Source organism: Ectopseudomonas chengduensis, assembly GCF_900102635.1.
GTDB lineage: Bacteria > Pseudomonadota > Gammaproteobacteria > Pseudomonadales > Pseudomonadaceae > Aquipseudomonas > Aquipseudomonas chengduensis.
Window position 1 is genome coordinate 79,384 of record NZ_FMZQ01000016.1, and the last position, 18,550, is coordinate 97,933.

General features: G+C 63.5%; 16 protein-coding genes. 14 read left to right on the forward strand and 2 right to left on the reverse strand.

Annotated features, from left to right (window positions below):
* The first annotated feature begins 106 nt into the window (after positions 1-106).
* The 9 genes from coxB to BLS08_RS26405 all read left to right on the forward strand — a co-directional run bounded on the left by coxB (position 107) and on the right by BLS08_RS26405 (position 6,802).
* On the forward strand, positions 107-997 hold the full coding sequence (gene coxB / locus BLS08_RS21840; RefSeq protein ID WP_017676894.1) for a cytochrome c oxidase subunit II: 891 nt from the start codon (positions 107-109) through the stop codon (positions 995-997).
* Positions 994-3,525: a cytochrome c oxidase subunit I gene (gene ctaD / locus BLS08_RS21845; RefSeq protein ID WP_017676893.1), complete on the forward strand. Its 2,532-nt coding sequence runs from the start codon at positions 994-996 to the stop codon at positions 3,523-3,525. The genes coxB and ctaD overlap by 4 nt, the downstream gene beginning before the upstream one ends.
* Positions 3,525-3,878 (forward strand): hypothetical protein, encoded by a 354-nt coding sequence (locus BLS08_RS21850; RefSeq protein WP_017676892.1) that lies wholly within the window; start codon positions 3,525-3,527, stop codon positions 3,876-3,878. Before ctaD ends, BLS08_RS21850 begins: the two co-directional genes overlap by 1 nt.
* Complete coding sequence (locus BLS08_RS21855) at positions 3,869-4,690, forward strand: cytochrome c oxidase assembly protein (RefSeq protein WP_026088563.1); 822 nt, start codon at positions 3,869-3,871, stop codon at positions 4,688-4,690. The genes BLS08_RS21850 and BLS08_RS21855 overlap by 10 nt, the downstream gene beginning before the upstream one ends.
* Before the next feature lie 344 nt (positions 4,691-5,034).
* Positions 5,035-5,352, forward strand: a complete 318-nt coding sequence (locus BLS08_RS21860) for a hypothetical protein (RefSeq protein WP_017676890.1) — start codon at positions 5,035-5,037, stop codon at positions 5,350-5,352.
* A gap of 12 nt (positions 5,353-5,364) precedes the next feature.
* A complete protein-coding gene (locus BLS08_RS21865) occupies positions 5,365-5,823 on the forward strand; it encodes a hypothetical protein (RefSeq protein ID WP_236699063.1) in 459 nt (152 codons plus the stop codon).
* Between the two features lie 131 nt (positions 5,824-5,954).
* Complete coding sequence (locus BLS08_RS21870; protein ID WP_017676888.1) at positions 5,955-6,179, forward strand: PLD nuclease N-terminal domain-containing protein; 225 nt, start codon at positions 5,955-5,957, stop codon at positions 6,177-6,179.
* Positions 6,180-6,302: 123 nt separating this feature from the next.
* The gene (locus BLS08_RS21875) at positions 6,303-6,632 is read left to right on the forward strand and encodes a four-helix bundle copper-binding protein (RefSeq protein WP_017676887.1); all 330 of its coding nucleotides are present in this window, start codon (positions 6,303-6,305) and stop codon (positions 6,630-6,632) included.
* Positions 6,629-6,802, forward strand: coding sequence for a hypothetical protein (locus BLS08_RS26405; protein WP_156696916.1), 174 nt, complete (start codon positions 6,629-6,631; stop codon positions 6,800-6,802). The genes BLS08_RS21875 and BLS08_RS26405 overlap by 4 nt, the downstream gene beginning before the upstream one ends.
* Before the next feature lie 13 nt (positions 6,803-6,815).
* Here the strand turns inward: BLS08_RS26405 and katE are convergent, their stop codons facing one another.
* The gene (katE, locus tag BLS08_RS21880) at positions 6,816-8,954 is read right to left on the reverse strand and encodes a catalase HPII (RefSeq protein ID WP_017676886.1); all 2,139 of its coding nucleotides are present in this window, start codon (positions 8,952-8,954) and stop codon (positions 6,816-6,818) included.
* Positions 8,955-9,189: 235 nt separating this feature from the next.
* Between katE and BLS08_RS21885 the strand changes: the two genes are divergently transcribed.
* Positions 9,190-9,714, forward strand: coding sequence for a DUF4142 domain-containing protein (locus tag BLS08_RS21885; RefSeq protein ID WP_017676885.1), 525 nt, complete (start codon positions 9,190-9,192; stop codon positions 9,712-9,714).
* Between the two features lie 48 nt (positions 9,715-9,762).
* On the opposite strand, the gene BLS08_RS21890 is transcribed toward BLS08_RS21885, so the two are convergent.
* Complete coding sequence (locus BLS08_RS21890; protein WP_017676884.1) at positions 9,763-10,245, reverse strand: CinA family protein; 483 nt, start codon at positions 10,243-10,245, stop codon at positions 9,763-9,765.
* A 228-nt stretch (positions 10,246-10,473) separates the two neighbouring features.
* Here BLS08_RS21890 and glgA point away from each other — a divergent pair, with 228 nt between their 5' ends.
* Genes glgA through BLS08_RS21910 form a run of 4 tightly spaced genes read left to right on the forward strand, consistent with a single transcriptional unit; the run spans position 10,474 to position 18,548 of the window.
* Positions 10,474-12,009 (forward strand): glycogen synthase GlgA, encoded by a 1,536-nt coding sequence (glgA, locus tag BLS08_RS21895; protein WP_017676883.1) that lies wholly within the window; start codon positions 10,474-10,476, stop codon positions 12,007-12,009.
* Between the two features lie 23 nt (positions 12,010-12,032).
* On the forward strand, positions 12,033-13,763 hold the full coding sequence (gene treZ, locus BLS08_RS21900) for a malto-oligosyltrehalose trehalohydrolase (protein ID WP_017676882.1): 1,731 nt from the start codon (positions 12,033-12,035) through the stop codon (positions 13,761-13,763).
* Positions 13,760-15,814 (forward strand): 4-alpha-glucanotransferase, encoded by a 2,055-nt coding sequence (gene malQ, locus BLS08_RS21905; protein WP_017676881.1) that lies wholly within the window; start codon positions 13,760-13,762, stop codon positions 15,812-15,814. The genes treZ and malQ overlap by 4 nt, the downstream gene beginning before the upstream one ends.
* Entirely contained in the window at positions 15,807-18,548 is a 2,742-nt protein-coding gene (locus tag BLS08_RS21910; protein ID WP_017676880.1) for a malto-oligosyltrehalose synthase, read from the forward strand. Before malQ ends, BLS08_RS21910 begins: the two co-directional genes overlap by 8 nt.
* The last annotated feature ends 2 nt before the right edge of the window (positions 18,549-18,550 follow it).

The window sequence follows — 18,550 nt, forward strand, 5'->3', positions numbered from 1 at the left end:
GCGTCATTGGCTGACGCCCTGTTTCAAGTTGACCACGCTGACGCTGGCAGTTCCGTTTCTCGTTGCCTGCGAGGGGCCGCAATCTGCGCTCGATCCGGCCGGACCGATGGCGCGCGAGGTGGCAATGCTGTGGTGGGCAATGTGCGCCTTCGCCACCCTGGTGCTGATCGTGGTGATGGCCCTGTGGGTGCACGCCATGCGCCGCAACAGCCCACAGATGGACGCCGCACGGGCACGCCAGCTGACGCTGCGCTGGCTGGTCGGTGGCGGGCTGTTGTTGCCGACCTTGAGCGTGCTGCTCCTGTTGCTGTTCGGCATACCCATCGGCCATCGCATGCTGCCCTTGCCGCTGGCGGGCGAGCAGCCCATGCGTATCGAGGTGGTCGGCCATCAATGGTGGTGGGAGGTGCGCTACCCGGACAGCGGCGTGGTTACCGCCAATCAGCTGCACCTGCCGGTCGGCAGGCCGGTGGACCTCGACGTCACCAGCGCCGATGTCATTCATTCCTTCTGGGTGCCGCGCCTGGGTGGCAAGATCGACATGATCCCCGGCCGGGACAATCGTATCCGCCTGCAGGCTGATCAGGCCGGCACCTTTCGTGGCCAGTGCTCGGAGTTCTGCGGCACACAGCACACGCACATGATTCTCGATGTGCAGGCTCACGACGAAGAAGACTTCGCCAACTGGCTGCAGGCGCGCCGCGAACAACAGGTCAGCGCCCTGCCCGGCCCGGCTGGTGAGGTGTTCGCCGCGCGTTGCGGTCAGTGTCATCGCGTGGCGGGCGTGAGCGAAGGCAATCGCGCGCCGGATCTCAGCGATGTCGGTGCGCGATCGATGCTCGGCGCCGGTGTGCTGAGCAATGAACCAGGCGCACTGTTGCGCTGGCTGCACGAGCACCAGCGGCTCAAACCCGGCAACGCCATGCCACTGCATGACGATCTCGACCCCGACCACCTCAGCACCATCGCCGACTGGCTGGAGACTCTGCGCCCGTGACTACGCCAAGCAACGAACAGGTTGCCGCCCAGGAACAACTGCACGATCAGTTCAATGACGTATGGGGCAACCCGCGCGGCTGGAAGTCGCTAACCATCGTCAATCACACCACCGTCGGTATTCGTTTCATGCTCACCGGGCTCGGGTTCTTCCTGTTCGGTGGTTTGCTGGCGATGCTGGTGCGCACGCAGTTGGCCATACCGGGCTACGACTTTCTCGAGCCGGACGTCTACAACCAGGTCTTCACCATGCATGGCACGGTGATGATGTTCCTGTTCGCCGTGCCGATGATGGAAGGCCTGGCGGTCTACCTGATTCCGAAGATGCTTGGCGCGCGTGACCTGGTGTTCCCGCGGCTGTCGGCACTGGGTTACTGGTGCTACCTGTTCGGCGGGCTGATTCTCTGTGCCAGTCTGCTGCTGGGCATCGCGCCTAAGGCCGGCTGGTTCATGTACACGCCGCTGTCCAGCGCAGTGCATACGCCCGGGCCGAACTCGGATTTCTGGCTGATCGGCATCACCTTCGTGGAAATCTCGGCGGTGTCGGCCGGTGTCGAGCTGGTGGTGTCGATCCTGCGCACCCGCGCCGAAGGCATGTCGCTGAACAAGATGCCGATCTATGCCTGGTACATCCTGGTGATGGCCATGATGATCGTGGTCGGTTTCCCGCCGCTGATCCTCGGCAGCATCCTGCTGGAGCTGGAGCGCGCGGTTGGCCTGCCGTTCTTCGAAGTGGCGCGTGGCGGTGACCCGATTCTATGGCAGCACCTGTTCTGGCTGTTCGGCCATCCCGAGGTGTACATCATCTTCCTGCCGGCGGCCGGCATCGTCTCGACCCTGCTGCCGGTGTTCTGCCAACGGCCGCTGGTGGGCTACCGCTGGGTGGTGCTGGCGATCCTCACCACCGGCTTCATCAGCTTCGGCCTGTGGGTGCACCACATGTTCACCGTGGGCATCCCGCAACTGGCGCAGGCGTTCTTCTCCGCGGCGAGCATGCTGGTGGCGATCCCGACCGGCATCCAGGTGTTCGCCTGGATCGCCACACTGTGGGTCGGGAGGCCGCTGTATCACGTGCCGATGCTGTGGTTGGTGGGGTTTCTGGTGATCTTCGTCTGCGGCGGACTGACCGGCGTGATGTTGGCACTGGTGCCCTTCGACTGGCAGGTGCACGACACCCACTTCGTGGTGGCGCACATGCACTACGTGCTGGTGGGCGGCATGTTCTTCCCGCTGCTGGCCGGCATCTACTACTGGCTGCCGCACTTTTCCGGACGCATGCCATCGGTACGCCTTGGCAAGTTGGGCTTCTGGCTGGTGTTCATCGGCTTCAACCTGACCTTCCTGATCATGCACTGGACCGGCCTGATGGGCATGCCGCGGCGCATCTACACCTACCAATCCGGCCTGGGCTGGGACCTGCCCAACCTGATTTCGTCTATCGGCAGCTTCATCATGGCCATTGGCATCGCCACGGTGCTGCTGGATATCGTCCTGCACTTTCGTTTCGGCCAGAAGGCCACGAAGAATCCCTGGAACGCGGACACCCTGGAGTGGAGTACGCATCTGCCGCCCAGCCCCTACAACTTCGTCAGCCTGCCACCGGTGCGTACCCGTCACCCGATGTGGGAGCTGCCCGACCTGGAGGAGCGCATCGACCGTGGAGAGTTCGCCCTGACCGTGATCGACCATGGCCGGCGAGAAACCTGGGGTATCGAGCCGCTGACCGGCAAAGTACGCGAGATCATCCATCTGCCGGGCAATAGCTGGTGGCCTTTCATCGCCTCGCTGTTCATCGCTTTCACCTGCCTGGGGCTGCTGAGCAAGTTCTACTGGGTCGCGCTGGTGGCCAACATCGTCGCCGTGCTGGTGCTGCTGCGCTGGAGCTGGGAGAACGGCGCGCACCCGCTGGCGGCGCCGGATGCGCGAGTGCAGCCTGGCGAGCCGCCACTGCACTCGCGCACCTGTGATGGCCCTGGCTTGTGGGGCATGGGCGTGACGCTGCTGGCCAACGGTGCCCTGTACCTGTCGCTGCTGTTCGGCTGGTTCTACCTATGGACGGTATCGCCGAACTGGCTGGTGCCGGACGATGCGGTAATCGATCAGCGCTTGCTGCTGGCCAGCGCCGTGTTGCTGAGCATTGCCGTGTTGTGGCAACGACCGGTATTGCGCCGTCTGCGTCAGGGTCAGGGTGAACCCGCTGCGTTGATCACCTGCTTTGTCGGGACGGCGCTGCTGGGCGCGTTGCACGCCGGGCTGCTGCTCTGGACGCTGCTGGCGGGAGACCTGGCGCCGCGCGCCACCGCGCATGATGCGGTAATCGTGGTGATGCTCGTCTACAGCCTCGCGCACGGGACGCTGGCGACCATTCTCAGCGCGTTGCAGGCCCTGCGTGTGCATTACGGCTATGTATGCAAGCGCACGCCCTACGAGCCCTTGGTGGTCGAGCAATTCTGGCAATACAGCCTGGCCGTGATGTGGATCACCTACTGCAGCGTGGTGCTGTTCCCGCCCACCTTCGGAGGTGTGTGATGCAGCCGTTACGCTCCCCCTACAATCCGATCCACATCCCTCTCGGGCTGGTGCTCTGGAGTATCTGGTTCGTCGTGCTGTACGGCGGATTGTCGGTTGGTTGCGCACTGGCGCCGCCTGATCCCGCACAGGGGCAATGGACCTGGCTGAACGGTCTGCTCGCTCTGCTGAGTCTGTTCACCATGGCGGCCCTGCTGGGTTTGGCCTGGCGGTTTCAGCGCGCCGCCAGGGACGAGCGTGAAGGCCCGCCTGCGCGCTTCGTGGCTCGCCTCGCTGCGGGCGTGAACCTGATCGGCGCCATCGCCACCGTTTTCGTCGCGCTGCCAACGCTGAGCCTGCCGCCATGCCTATGATCGTCCTCGCCCTCCTCCTTCTGCCTGGCACGGCCGCCGCCCATGGCCTGCTCGATGGCCATCTGCATCTGAACGAGCGCGTACCGCTGCTGCTTAGCGCTCTGCTGCTCGGTGCGGCCTGGCTGCTGTACATCCTGGGTTGCCGCAAAGTGCGCCCGCACGGGCGCGAAGCGTTGTGGATGCATCTGGCCATGGTCCTCACCGTGCTCGCCGTATTCGGCCCCATCGATGACTGGGCGGAGACCAGCACCAGCCTGCACATGGTCCAGCACATGCTGTTCATGATCGTCATCGCACCACTCTGGGCGCTGGCTCGGCCGTTGCCGCAATGGCGAGCAGTGCTCGGTGGCTGGATGGCGCCGGTGTCCAACGCCATTCTGCGCAGCGGTCGTTATCCGGTGGCACTGGCCATGCTGCACGGCGCGATGATCTGGGTCTGGCACACCCCCAGCCTGTACATGCTGGCGCTGGACAACACCTGGTGGCACGCCATCGAACATGCCTGCTTCCTGTTCAGCGCCTGGCTGTTCTGGTGGTCCTGCCTGCGCGCCAATCCACGGCAGGTGCCACACGCACTGATGGCCATTCTCCTGACGCTGATGCACACCGGCCTGCTCGGCGCCCTGCTCACCTTCGGCAACACGACCTTCTATGGCGAGTCCCGCGACCTGGCCGACCAGCAACTGGCTGGCTTGTTGATGTGGGTGCCAGGCAGCCTGGTCTACCTCTCTGCTGCCGGCTGGATCAGCTGGCGGTGGTTGACACAGATCTGGCGTCGGCAGGCACGAGAAGGTGCGGAGAACTCCCTGTAGCGCAGATTTCAGGCGCGCCAACCTCTTGTACAACTTATATTCAGGTTTTCCGCTGATGGTCAGCGCTCCGCGGAAACCATGATGCAGATTTAGTTCAGAGTATTTTTTCTGTCGTTGCGAAGCAGTTGGCTTATTCCCGGCCGCAAGGTGCTGTGCTCAAACAATAAAGTCTTGAGTGCGGAAAGCGAGTCGCGAACATCTTCCTGCAATCAACTTTGCCCAGGTCACTTTGTATAACTCCGGTAGATGATGTCACTTTGAATTTTCTTTTTACCAATCGTCCCAATCGTTGGTATGCATTGAATACATGGTTATGGTTGATGAGTGTTCACAAGGAGAGACTCATGAAACATGACCTGGAAAATATCAGATCGGCGCTAGCCAACTACGAAGTTGATATGACGCCAAGACCGGACGGCAGCATTGTGCTTACCGTTGCTCATAACGAGCGACAGTTGGTGCGCGTCCTCGATGGAAGTTGCTCCACGCAAGAATTCATTCGTCTTATTCATTTCGATATGGCTCTGAACGAAGATGCCGAGTCAGTCAATGAGGCGGTCAAACACTGTAGCACCACCCAATTACCCACCTACTCGCGCGAGCCGCTTTTTCGCACGCGCTCCTCTCGCTTATGGGCCATGAGAAAGCTCGAAAAGAAATGAGGAGATACGCAAGTGCCCAGACGCAACGATTCAAGGGGGGCTCGAAACAAGCCGGAAGATCTGTTGGGAAGAATCAGACGGCATATGCCCTATCGGCACCAGTTGATGTACGAGTGGCCCTACATGGCCGGCTCTACATGCCTGGTGGTGCTGCTGGTCTGGCAGCCTTTTCAACCGTCTGCGTTGGCGGTGATGCTGTCCCAGCCTCAACCGAAAGCCCAGACGATGCAGCGTTCTTTGCAGGAGATCGACTCGAACTGCTATCAGGTTCACAGCGAAGATCTGAACAACCCGCACTGCGAAGACTGCAGCAAAGACACTGCCGCTGCTGCGCGGCCTGACCCAGGGTTCGAATTCAGCCGCTCTATTCTGACCTGCACGGACATACACCGTGACTCGCTGCACGACAGCGACTCGGACAGACCTGACAACATGATGATCGAAGTGATCAAGTCCAATCACTCCTTCTAGCCGCCCTTGAGGCCCTCGGCTGGTATTTCCGGCCTTTATCCTGCCTTCACTGTTTCCCGCATCCCGATTATCTGAGCGAATGATCGGGGTGGCTGTCGACATGCATGTACCTTATTGAAAGGAGGCATGTCATGCCGGATTCAGTCATTTACTTTTCCATTACAATTGCCGCCTTCATCGTTCTGCTACACCTGTGGGCGGTTATCAGTGTATTTCGTAGCGACAAGCATGTCGGGACGAAAACCCTTTGGGCCTTGCTTATCTGGATATTCCCGATTATCGGGCTGGTTATCTGGGGTATTGCCGGCCCGCGTGGCCATGGTGATGGGCCAACTTCTCCTGAGCACAGCAAGTGATCAATATGATCTTTTTTAATGCCTATAAGAAGTTACTCGGCGTGCGAGTGCCGGCAAAGTAAAACCACCATTTGTTGGCGCTCATTATTATTTTATACAGTACTTATACAACGAGGCATCAACATGTCAGAAGCGTATAACTATCTCGATCACATTACCGCTTACAGCAGTTGTGCCAACGCCTGCGAGCACTGTGCTTCGGCCTGCCTGAGCGAGGGTAATGCCGGGCATTATCGCTGCGTCGAGCTATGCCGCGATTGCTCCGACCTGTGCCGCCTGACGGCAACGCTGATGCTGCGCAACAGCCCCTACGTCGCGGTGGCCAGCCAGCTGTGCAGGATCGCCTGCCTGGCCTGCGCCGAGGAATGCGTGCAGCACGTCAGCGAGCATTGTCAGGAGTGCGCGCGAACATGCCAGGTGTGTGCAGAAGAGCCGTTACTGGAGTCAGCATGAAATCGGACAAAACCACGAGAACGCCAGTGGCGCGTTCCAGCGAGGCGCTACTGGACGACCCCGGTAACGAAGACCCCGGCTCGCAGCTCGATGCGCCAATGCCGCTGCGCCCATCGACCAGGACGCAGCGCAAGAAAAGCCCCCGGCCCAGCGACGAAAAACCGTGCTAGGCCGGGCGTCGGTTCAGGCAGGAATGCTCTTGGCGCGCATCTCCCGCGCCCAGATACGATGTTGCTTCAGCGCAGTCTCGAAACGCATGTACAGCGGATCGAAGCTATCGCCGCAGAGCATGCCATCGTCCTCCTCCAGCCCCAGCATCGCCGCAAGCTGAGCGGCATCACCGCTGAGCGCCACGGGTTTGAGGTGCTTGTAGGCCTCCAGCAGGTAATGCTTGGCAACGCCATCGTCCTGCAGGGTCTTGAGCACGTACTCACCACCCGGCACGAACACGGCATCCACCGTAATCGACGGCTCCGAGGCGAAGCTGCCGTCGGGTTGCATCGGTTGGCCGTCCGAGTCCTTAAGCGCGGCTGCCGAAGGCGCCAGCAGCTTGGCCACGGCGCCGGCACCCTCCAGCATCTTTTTCAAACTGCCGACCTCGTCGGCCTTGCAACCGGGTGTCAGCAGGACCGCAACGCGCCGTCCGCGAATATCGCCGGGCAGCAGATTCATCTGGCTCAGCGCCGGGGAATCCCGGAGCTTGCCCTCCATAGAAGAGGTCGAGGTGCTGTCCAGATCGATACCCAGGTTCTGCGCGACGCGCAACGCCAGCAGCGGATCGATGTGGGCGAGAATTTCCCTCACCTGGCGCTCGCGAATGTACAGGCGCCGGACCTTCGACAGCTCGAAGCTGTAGGCATCGACGATGTGCTGCTGCTCGGTTTCGCTCATGCTGCGCCAGAACAGCGTGGCCTGGGAGAAGTGATCGGCGAAACTGGGCGAGCGCACCCGTATCTTGGTGCCGCTGACCGGTTCGGGATAGGAACTGTAGCCGCCACCGCTCGGCGCTGGCGGCGTCTCGCGCGGCCAGTTGCCGTCGATTGAGTTGGGCTCATAGGCTGCCTGGCCACGGTTGATCTGCTGACGATGCGGCGCGTCACGCTGGTTGTTGTGGAACGGACAGAGTGGCCGATTGATCGGAATCTCGTTGAAGTTGGGGCCACCCAGACGCAGCAGTTGGGTGTCGGTGTAGGAGAACAGACGACCCTGCAGCAGCGGGTCGTTGCTGAAGTCGATACCCGGCACCACATGCCCGATGTGGAAGGCCGCCTGCTCCGTCTCGGCAAAAAAGTTGTCCGGGTTGCGATTGAGCACCATGCGCCCCACAACGCGTACCGGCACCAGTTCTTCCGGCACCAGTTTGGTCGGGTCGAGCAGGTCGAAGCCAAAGCTCAGCGCGTCCTCCTCGTCCATCACTTGCAGGCCCAGCTCCCATTCCGGGTAGAGCCCGCGCTCAATGTCTTCCCACAGGCCGCGGCGGTGGAAGTCCGGATCCTTGCCCGCGAGTTTCTGCGCTTCATCCCACACCAGCGAGCAGACGCCGGCTTTGGGGCGCCAGTGAAACTTCACCAGCTTGCTCTGGCCCTCGCCATTGACCAGGCGAAAGCTGTGCACGCCAAAGCCCTGCATAGAGCGATAGGCGATGGGAATGGCGCGGTCGGACATGGTCCACAGCACCATATGCGCCGATTCCGGCGTAAGTGAGACGAAGTCCCAGAAGGTGTCGTGGGCAGACGCGCCGGTGGGAATCTCGTTGTGCGGCTCGGGTTTGACCGCATGGACGAAGTCGGGGAACTTGATCGCATCCTGGATGAAGAACACCGGCATGTTGTTGCCGACCAGGTCGAAGTTGCCCTCCTCGGTGTAGAACTTCACCGCAAAGCCGCGCACGTCGCGCACCGTATCGGCCGAGCCACGTGGCCCCTGCACGGTGGAAAATCGCACGAACACCGGGGTGCGCTTGCCGGCTTCGCCGAGGAACGCGGCGCAACTCAGGTCGCTGATAGGATCGGTTACCTCGAAATAGCCATGTGCCCCAGCACCGCGTGCATGCACCACACGCTCGGGAATGCGCTCGTGGTCGAAGTGGGTGATCTTCTCGCGCATGATGAAATCTTCCATCAGCGTCGGCCCGCGTTCACCGCCGCGCAGGCTGTTCTGATTGTCGGCGATGCGCGTCCCGGTGTTGGTGGTCAGCGCCTGCCCTGTCGCGTCCTCGCGGAAACGTTCGAGTTGTTCGAGCTTGGTGTTGCTGTTGCTGCGGTCGAGCGTGTCGCTGCCAGCCATCTGGCTGTTATCGGCGCTGTTCGGTTGCTTGCTCATTGGCTACTCCTGGTTATTCAGTGGCCATGTCATGCATGGTGGCCACGCAAGCGACGGGAAAGTCGCTCCGGGTACTTTTTGAGGCGCAGTGCAGCAGTTCCGTTCGACTTGAATTTTTCCGCGAAGCCAGTGCTGGCGGGCCGTTGCGCTTGGCCTAGCGCGGCGAATTTGTCCTGAACTTCGTCGCGACCTGCACCTTCTACCCCTGTGAACGCACATCCCAGGAGGATCGAATATGCACCCGTTGAAACCACTGGCCTTACTGGCCGCTGCCGCCTTCGCCATCTGCGCCGTCACCAGCCTGCAGGCTGCCAGCCAGACGGAATCGATAAGCAGCGAAGACTTCGTCGAAGAGGCATCGGCGAAAGGCGTCGCCGAGATCGAAACGGCCAAACTGGCCCTGGAGAAATCGCAGAACGAAGCGGTCAAGGGCTTCGCGCAGATGATGATCGACGACCATCGTCGGGCGAACCAGCAGTTGGCCGAGCTGGCCAAGAGCAAGGACCTGGAGGTCTCCGACGATGCCGAACTGATCAACCAGGCCAAGGCCCTGGTGCTCAAGCTGCGCAGCGAAGACAGCTTCGACAAGGCCTACATGAACAATCAGGTGGTCGCTCACCGCGAGACCATCGAGTTGTTCCGTCGCGCCGTGAATGTCGATGACGAGGAGCTCGCCAGCTTCGCCCGCGAGACGCTGCCCAAGCTGGAGCAGCATCTGCAACGCGCTGAGCAGTTGAACGGTCAGTTGCCGGAAGAATGATCGCTCGGCTTGCCGGGCTGCTGATGCAGCTCGGCAGCGCCTCACCAATCAGCCTTGACGCAGTCGTTCGTAGTAGTAAGGCAACTGCATCAGGGCGTAGCGTGCCGCTTGCTCACGTACCTGGTTGCGGCCTCCGCTGAACTTCACCGTTTCGCTGACGATGCCCTGGTGCTGCTCCAGGCGAATGGCACAGGCGATGCACTGCAAGCCGTCCATCTCTCCCTCTGCCTCGGCCAGGCCGGTGTTGGCCAGCACGATATCGGCGTCGCTGCGCAGCAATGCGCCCAGTGCCATCTCCCGCGCAACTTCTTCGCTGGTCAGGCCGAAACGCTCGATGGTATCGGCGCTGACGCCAAGGCAGCGCTGCTTGGCCTTTGGCGAATAGGTGACGAACGCGCAATCGAGCACCTTGCCGCTACCGGGCACATCCGCCACCAGCGAGCTGATCAGCCCCGCTGTGCAGGATTCGGCGGTGGCCAGGCGCAGTTTGTACTTGCTTAGAAAATTCACCACCTGTTCGACGTTCTGCATCTGTCATTTCCTCGCAACGGTCTGATTGCTCTGTGAAAGCGGCCGAAAGGGCTGCGTTCAACTTTTTACGCTGCCTTTGCCCAGTGAAAAAAAGGTCGAACCTTTGTTCGCCTCGCCCCGTCAGCTCAAGGGTAAGGGGGAGATCGCGCAATCGTTCACCGCACTCCTCCACAGGCCCTCGCCCACAAGGCGAGTCGTCCTCAGGTCCAACCCCCTATGGAGAGAGACATGGCAAGCGCTGCAGCCTCCGCACACATCCAAGCCACACCTACCCTTTGCGCCGCAGCCAAGCCTCCCTTGCAGATGCACAGCGAGCATCCGCAGCGCAAGCGCGTGCTGTTCGTCACCTCGGAGTTCGCTGATCTGATCAAGTGCGGCGGGCTCGGCGATGTCTCTGCCGCATTACCCCGCGCGCTGTCGCCGCAACACGACATTCGCCTGCTGATCCCCGGCTACCGGCAGGTGGTGGAAAGCGGCCGACCGATCCGCATCGTCGGGCAGTTGCCTGGCCTGGCCGCGTTGCCGCCTTGCCAGATCGGGCGTATGGATCTGGCCGATGGATTGATCGTCTACGTACTGCTCAACCCGGCGCTGTACGAACGTGATGGCTCACCTTATGTCGATGATCAGGGCCGCGACTGGGCCGATAACCATATTCGCTTCGCCCGCCTTGGCCTGGCCGCCGCAGAAATCGCTACGGGTGATGCCGGCATCCAGTGGCGTCCGGAGCTGGTGCACGCCAATGACTGGCCAGCCGCCATGGCGCCGGCCTACATGGCCTGGCGTCAAGCCAGTACGCCGTCCCTGCTGACCATCCATAACCTGGCCTATCAGGGCCTGTGCGACATGCGCTGCGCCAGCGAGCTGGCGATACCGGAGTCAGCTTGCGGCGTCGATGGTCTGGAGTTCTACGGCCAGTTGTCGTTTCTCAAGGCGGGTATCGCCTACGCGCAGCATGTAACCACCGTGAGCCGCCGCTATGCCCGTGAAATCACCACGCCGGAACAAGGTTGCGGCCTCGATGGCCTGTTGCGGGCCAAGGTGCAGATCAATCAGCTCAGCGGTATCGCCAATGGCATCGACGAAAGCTGGCACCCCGAGAGCGATCCGCACCTGCTGCAGGGTTTCAGCGCTGGCGACTGGGCGGGCAAACGAGCCAACGCCGAGTATGTCCAGCAATGGCTGGGCCTCGATGACGACGGGCCGCTGTTCGCCGTGGTATCGCGTCTGGTGCAGCAGAAAGGTATAGATCTGACCCTGCAGGTTGCTGAGCACATCGTCGCGCGTGGAGGCCGCATCGGCGTGATCGGCCAGGGCGAGCCGGCGCTGGAGGCCGCCATGGCGGAGCTGGGGCGACGCCATCCGGGGCGCATTGGCGTGCATATTGGTTTCGATGAAAGTGATGCCAGGCGCCTGTATGCCGGTAGCGATTTCCTGCTCATGCCTTCGCGCTTCGAGCCCTGTGGCCTGAGCCAGATGTACGCCCAGCGCTACGCCTCACTACCCATCGCCCGTTGCACGGGCGGCCTGGCCGACACCATCGAGGATGGCGTCAACGGTTTTCTCTTCGACGCGCCCAGGGCCGACGCCTATCGCCAGGCCATCGACCGCGCGCTGCAGGTCTTCGACCATCCCGAACTGCTGGAAGCCATGCGCTGCCAGGCCATGAGCGCCCCGCTCTACTGGCGCCAGTCGGTGCAACCCTATGACCGCCTTTTTCAACGTCTGCTGAGCCAGGCCAATGCCCACCGAGCGCTGCGTTGATGTACAGCCATGGAGCCCGGCCAATGGCCGATGGACGTGTGCGCTTCGCCCTCTGGGCACCCAGCAGCCGCCAGGTGGAACTGGAGCTGCAAGGCGGTGGCTTGCATCCGATGCAGGCACAGGATGAAGGCTGGTTCGTTGCGCTGATCGAGTGCCCGGCCGACACCGCCTATCGCTACCGTATCGACGGCCAGTGGCCAGTGCCGGACCCGGCCTCGCGCCGCCAGGTCGAGGACGTACATGGCTTCAGCCAGGTCATCGATCACTCGGCCTATATCTGGCATCAGCGCGACTGGAACGGCCGGCCCTGGCACGAGACGGTGCTGTACGAGCTGCACGTCGGCCTGTTCGGCGGTTTCCAGCAGGTCATCGAGCACCTGCCGCACCTGGCCGATCTGGGCGTCACCGCCTTGCAGTTGATGCCGCTCAATGCCTTCTCCGGCACGCGCAACTGGGGCTATGACGGCGTGCTGCCGTTTGCCCCGGCCAACGCCTACGGCACGCCCGATGAACTCAAGCAACTGATCGACAGCGCCCATGCCTATGGCCTGATGGTGTTCGTCGATGTGGTCTACAACCACTTCGGCCCAGACGGCAATTATCTGGGCGTGTACGCGCGGCAGTTCTTCCACGAAGAGCGCATCACGCCGTGGGGCGCAGCCATCGATTTCAGCCGCCCACAGGTGCGCGACTTCTTCTGCGAAAACGCGCTGATGTGGCTGCTGGACTATCGCGTCGATGGTTTGCGCCTCGACGCCGTGCACGCCATCGACGATGACGACTTCCTCAAGGAGCTGGCGGCGCGGGTGCGCTCGGCGCTGCCGCAACAACGCCAGGTGCACCTGGTGCTGGAGAACGAGCACAACGCCGCGCACCTGCTACGTGATGGCTTCGATGCGCAGTGGAACGACGACGGCCACAACACCCTGCATGCGCTGCTCACCTTCGAGAACGAAAGTTACTACGCCGATTACGCCCAGGCGCCGACCCGCAAGCTGGCCACCTGTCTGGAACAGGGTTTCGTCTATCAGGGCCAGGCCAATCGTCATGGCCAGCCGCGCGGCGAGCCCAGCGCCGATCTGCCGCCGCATGCCTTCGTGCTGTTCCTGCAGAACCATGACCAGGTGGGCAACCGCGCCTTTGGCGAGCGCCTGACGCTGCTCGCCGACGTCGACGCGCTGAAGGCCGCTACCGTGCTCCTGCTGCTGTGCCCGATGGTGCCGCTGCTGTTCATGGGTGAGGAATGGGGTAGCAAGCGGCCGTTTCTGTTCTTCACCGATTACCACGACGAGCTGGCCAATGCCGTGCGCGAGGGCCGGCGCAACGAGTTCGCCGATTTTTCCCAATTCAACTCGCCGCACAGCCGCGAGGCCATTGCCGACCCCAATGCCGAGGCCAGCTTCCAGCGCTCGCAAGCGGATCTGGCGCCGGCACTGGAGCCCGAACAACGCGAGTGGCTGGCCTTCTATCGCGGCTTGTTGCAGGTGCGCCATAGCCGCCTGCTGCCAGGGCTGGAGCAGGCACGCAGTCTGGGTGCGCAGGTTTTGGGTGACGGCGCGGTGCTGGCGCGCTGGCGACTGGGCAATGGTCCGGCGCTGAGTATCGCCATCAATCTGGGGACCAGCGCCGTTTCCCTGCCTGCAGAGGCCATGCACGGCGAACGCCTGTACATCCTGCGCATCGACGACGCCGACCTGCGTCAGGCGCAATTGCCGCCGCGCAGTGCCCTGGTCACCCTGGAGCCAGCCCGATGAGTGATCAACTATTGGCCGAACTGGCGCAGGCCGCGGATCTAAGCATCGACTGGACCGATGCCTACGGCCAGCCACAGCGCGTATCGGCAGAAGCCCAGCGCAACTTGCTGGAGGCGCTGGGCTATCCGGCGCAAAGCCCGGAACAGATACGCGAAAGCCTGACCTCGCTGGTGCACCGCCAGCATGTGCCAGAAGATTCGGCCCTGCTGCTTCAGGACCAGCATCAACCACTGGCCTTGACCCTCTACCCGGCGGAGAGCCTTTATCGGCTCACCGACGAGCAGGGCAACATCAGCGAGGGCCGGCTTGACCACGACGGCCATTTGCCGGCGCAACAGCAGCCTGGCTATTACCAGCTGGAGATTCGCGATACCCAGCATGCGCTCGCCGTGGCCCCCTCCGCCTGCATGTCGGTGCAGCAGCTATGTGGCAAGCCGCGCATCTGGGGGCTGACTGCCCAGCTCTACGGCTTGCGCCGCACCGGCGACGGCGGCCTGGGCGATACCCTGGCAGTAGCGGATCTGGCCCGGCATGCCGCCAATTACGGCGCCGATGCCATCGGCCTGAGCCCGGTGCACGCCCAGTTCAGCGCTGATCTGCGCAGCTACGGCCCCTACTCGCCGTCCAGCCGGCTGTTCTTCAACACCCTGTACGCCGCTCCCGTCACCCTGCTCGGCGAGGACCGCGTCAAGCGCGCCATTCAGGCCGCCGGGCTGCACAGCGAGATGACCCGGTTGGAAGCGCTGGAGCTGATCGACTGGCCGGCCGTGGCCGCTACTCGGCAGCGCCTGATGCGCCAGTTGTACGCGGATTTCTGCAATGACTCCGGCCAGCTGCAGGAGCGTTTCGACGCCTTTCGCACCGCTGGGGGCGATGCGCTGCAGCAGCATTGCTGCTTCGAGGCCATCCATGCACAACGCCTGCGCGAAGGGGCCAGCGGCGACTGGCGCACCTGGCCGGAGGCCCTGCGCAGCCCGAATCAGGGCGCTGTGACCCGTTTCGCCATCGAGCATATTGATGAACTGCGCTTTCACGCCTTCTGCCAATGGCTGATCGCCCATGGTCTGGAAACCGCCCAGGCCACTGCCAGCGGCGCCGGCATGGGCATCGGCCTGATCGCCGACCTGGCGGTGGGCGCCGATTGCGCCGGCAGCCAGGCCTGGTCGCGTCAGGACGAACTGCTGCCACGGGTCACCGTCGGTGCCCCGCCGGATGTGCTCAATCGTCAGGGGCAGAACTGGGGGGTCGCCGCCTTCTCGCCGCAGGGCCTGCGTCAGCACGGCTTTCGCGCCTACATCGAGATGCTCCAGGCCAACCTGGCGCATGCCGGCGGCATTCGCATCGACCATGTGATGGGCCTGCAGCGCCTGTGGGTGATCCCACAGGGCGCGGAGTCGCAACACGGCGCCTACCTGCGTTATCCGCTGGACGACCTGCTGCGCCTTCTCGCGTTGGAATCGCACCGCCATCGTGCCCTGGTGATTGGTGAAGATCTCGGCACTGTGCCCGAGGGCCTGCGCGACAAGCTCGCCGCACGCAATATCCTCGGTACCCGCGTGTTGCTGTTCGAGCAGGATGACCTCGGTTTCGTGCCGGCCGAGCGCTGGCCCGGCAATGCCCTGGCGACCACCACCACCCATGACCTGCCGACGATCAAGGGCTGGCTCGCCGGCCGCGATCTGGAATGGCGGGTACGCGCCGGCCAGCGTGACGCCGAGCTGCTGGAGGGCGATCACGCCGAGCGTGCCGGTGAGCGCGTGGCGCTGCGCCAACTGCTGGAACGCCAAGGCATGGTGAGCGGCGGTGATGACGATGCCTGCCTGCAAGCCTGCATCGAACACGTCGGCCGCACGACCGCGCCACTGGCGCTGCTGTCACTGGAGGACGCCTGCGGCCTGGAGCAGCAGCCCAACCTGCCGGGCCCTGGCGATATCCATCCGAACTGGCGACGGCGCTACCCGCTGGCGGTCAGCGAACTGCTGGAGCAACCCGCCACCAGCGAGCGTCTGACTACCCTCGACGGCGCACGCCGGGAGGCTGGCCATGACTGAGTTGCGCGCCACGCTGCGTCTGCAGCTGCACAAGGACTTCACCCTGCGCGACGCGGCAGCCCAGGTGCCCTACCTGGCGCAGCTGGGTATCAGCCACCTTTACGCCTCGCCGATTCTCACCGCCCGCCCCGGCTCGCAACATGGCTACGACGTGATCGATCCGACCCGGATCAACCCCGAGCTGGGCGGCGAAGAAGCCCTGGTGCGACTGGTGAACATCCTGCGCGCCCATGACATGGGGCTGATTCTGGATATCGTACCCAACCACATGGCCGTAGGCGGCGACGGCAATCCCTGGTGGTTGGACGTACTGGAATGGGGGCAAGACAGCCCTTATGCAGACTTCTTCGATATCCAGTGGCAATCTCACGATCCCTTGCTCAGCGGCCAGCTGCTGGTGCCCTTCCTGCGCAGCGACTACGGCGAAGCGCTGCGTGACGGCACCCTGGAACTGGTGTTCGATGGCGAGCGCGGGCGCTTTCACGCCCAGCACTTCGAACACCGCCTGCCGCTGACGCCATCCAGCTACGCCAGCATCCTGCGCAGCAGTGACGATGCCGCGCTGCGCGAACTGGGTCAGCGCTTCGCCCGCCTGGGCAGCGCTGGCGACAGCCGTACACAAGCTGAGCAGCTGTGCGCCGAACTGGCCGCGCAGGCGCACAAGGTGCGTCCCCTGCTGGCCAGCTTTCAAGGCAGTGACGAAGCGGCGCAACAGCGCCTGCATGCGCTGCTCGAACGCCAGCATTACCGCGTGGCCAGTTGGCGTACCGCAGCGGATGACATCAACTGGCGGCGCTTTTTCGATATCAACGAACTGGGGGCGCTGCGCGTCGAGCACAGCCAGGTGTTCGAGCAGACCCACGCCAAGGTCTTCGAGCTGATCGAGCGCGGCCTGATCGATGGCCTGCGCATCGACCATATCGACGGTCTGGCCAACCCGCGCGCCTATTGCAGCCGCCTGCGACGACGCCTCCGGCAACTGCGTGGCGACGCGCCCTTCCCCATCTTCGTGGAGAAGATCCTCGGCGCTGGCGAACAGCTGCCGCAGGAGTGGCCGGTGGACGGCAGTACCGGCTACGAGTTCATGAACCAGGTGTCGCTGCTGCAACAGGATCCACACGGTGAGCTGCCGCTCAGCGAACTGTGGCAAGCGCTCAGCGGCCGGCCGACGGCCTTCGAGGACGAGATTCAGCAGGCGCGCCGCCTAGTGCTGGAAGGCTCGCTGGCCGGTGATCTGGAGGAAGTTTCCCAGCGCCTGCTGCACGTCGCCCGCCATGACATCGCCACGCGCGACCTGACCCTTGGCGCGATCCGCCGGACGCTGCGCGAGCTGATCGTGCACTTTCCGGTGTACCGCACCTATGCCCAGGCCTGTGGTCGCTCGCAGCAGGATCGGCGCTTCTTCCAGCAGGCGCTTGACGGCGCGCGGCAGACCCTGGCCGAGGCTGACTGGCCCCTGCTGCCGCATCTCGACGACTGGCTCGGCGGCGCCTTCCTGCGTGCATTGCCGCCCGGCCGTGCGCGGCGCCTGCGTGCCCAGGCGCTGACGCGCTTCCAGCAGCTGACTTCGCCAGTGGCCGCCAAGGCCGTGGAAGACACCGCGCTGTATCGCGCCGGCGTGCTGCTGTCGCGCTATGACGTGGGCTTCGATGCCGAGCACTTCAGCGCCAGCGTCGAACGTTTCCATCAGGCCTGCCGCGAACGTGCAGCGCAACATCCGCTGAACCTGCTGGCGACCGCCACCCATGACCACAAGCGTGGCGAAGACTGCCGCGCGCGTCTGGCAGTGCTCAGCGAACGCGCCGCCTGGTACGCCGAGCGCGTCCGGCATTGGCAGCGCCTTGCGCAACCGCTGCGTAGCAGCTATCAGCAGGCGCCGGATGGCGGCGAAGAGGCGATTCTCTATCAGGCGCTGATCGGCAGTTGGCCGCTGGGACTGCAGGCGGACGATGACGTCGGCCTGGATGCTTACCTGCAACGCCTGCTCGGCTGGCAGCACAAGGCGCTGCGCGAGGCCAAGCTCAACAGCGCCTGGAGTGCGCCGAACGACGATCACGAAAGCGCCTGCGCGGACTTCCTCAGGCGCCTGCTGGTCGAGCCCGATGGCCTGGCGCTGCGGCGCGAACTGGCCAGCACGGTGACCACCATCGCGCCGGCTGGCGCCCTGAACGGCCTGACGCAATGCCTGCTGCGCATGACCACCCCCGGCGTGCCCGATCTGTACCAGGGCTGCGAGTTCTGGGATTTCAGCCTGGTCGACCCGGATAACCGTCGCCCGGTGGACTTCGCCGCGCGACAGGCCGCATTACAGGCCGGGGACGTGCCAGCGGCGATGCTGGCCAGCTGGCAGAACGGGCGCATCAAACAATGGCTGATCCAGCAGGTCCTGGCGATTCGTGCGGCGCATTCCTCGCTGTTCAGCCAGGGCAGTTACCAGCCCCTGGCGGTCACGGGCAGACACGCCGTCCAGGTGCTCGCCTTCCTGCGTAGTCACGGTGACGAGCACCTGCTGGTGATCGTGCCGCGCCTGACCGCCGGCCTGCTCGCAGAACACGACCGGCCCCATGTACCCGCACAGCGCTGGGGCGACACCACCGTGGTGCTGCCGGTCGGACTGAACGACGGACATGTCACCGGCCTGCTCACCCCCTGCCAGGTCGCAACGCACGAGGGCGTGCCACTTGCCGACGCGCTGGCCGAGTTGCCGGTCAACCTGCTTCGCCTTACCCCTTGATC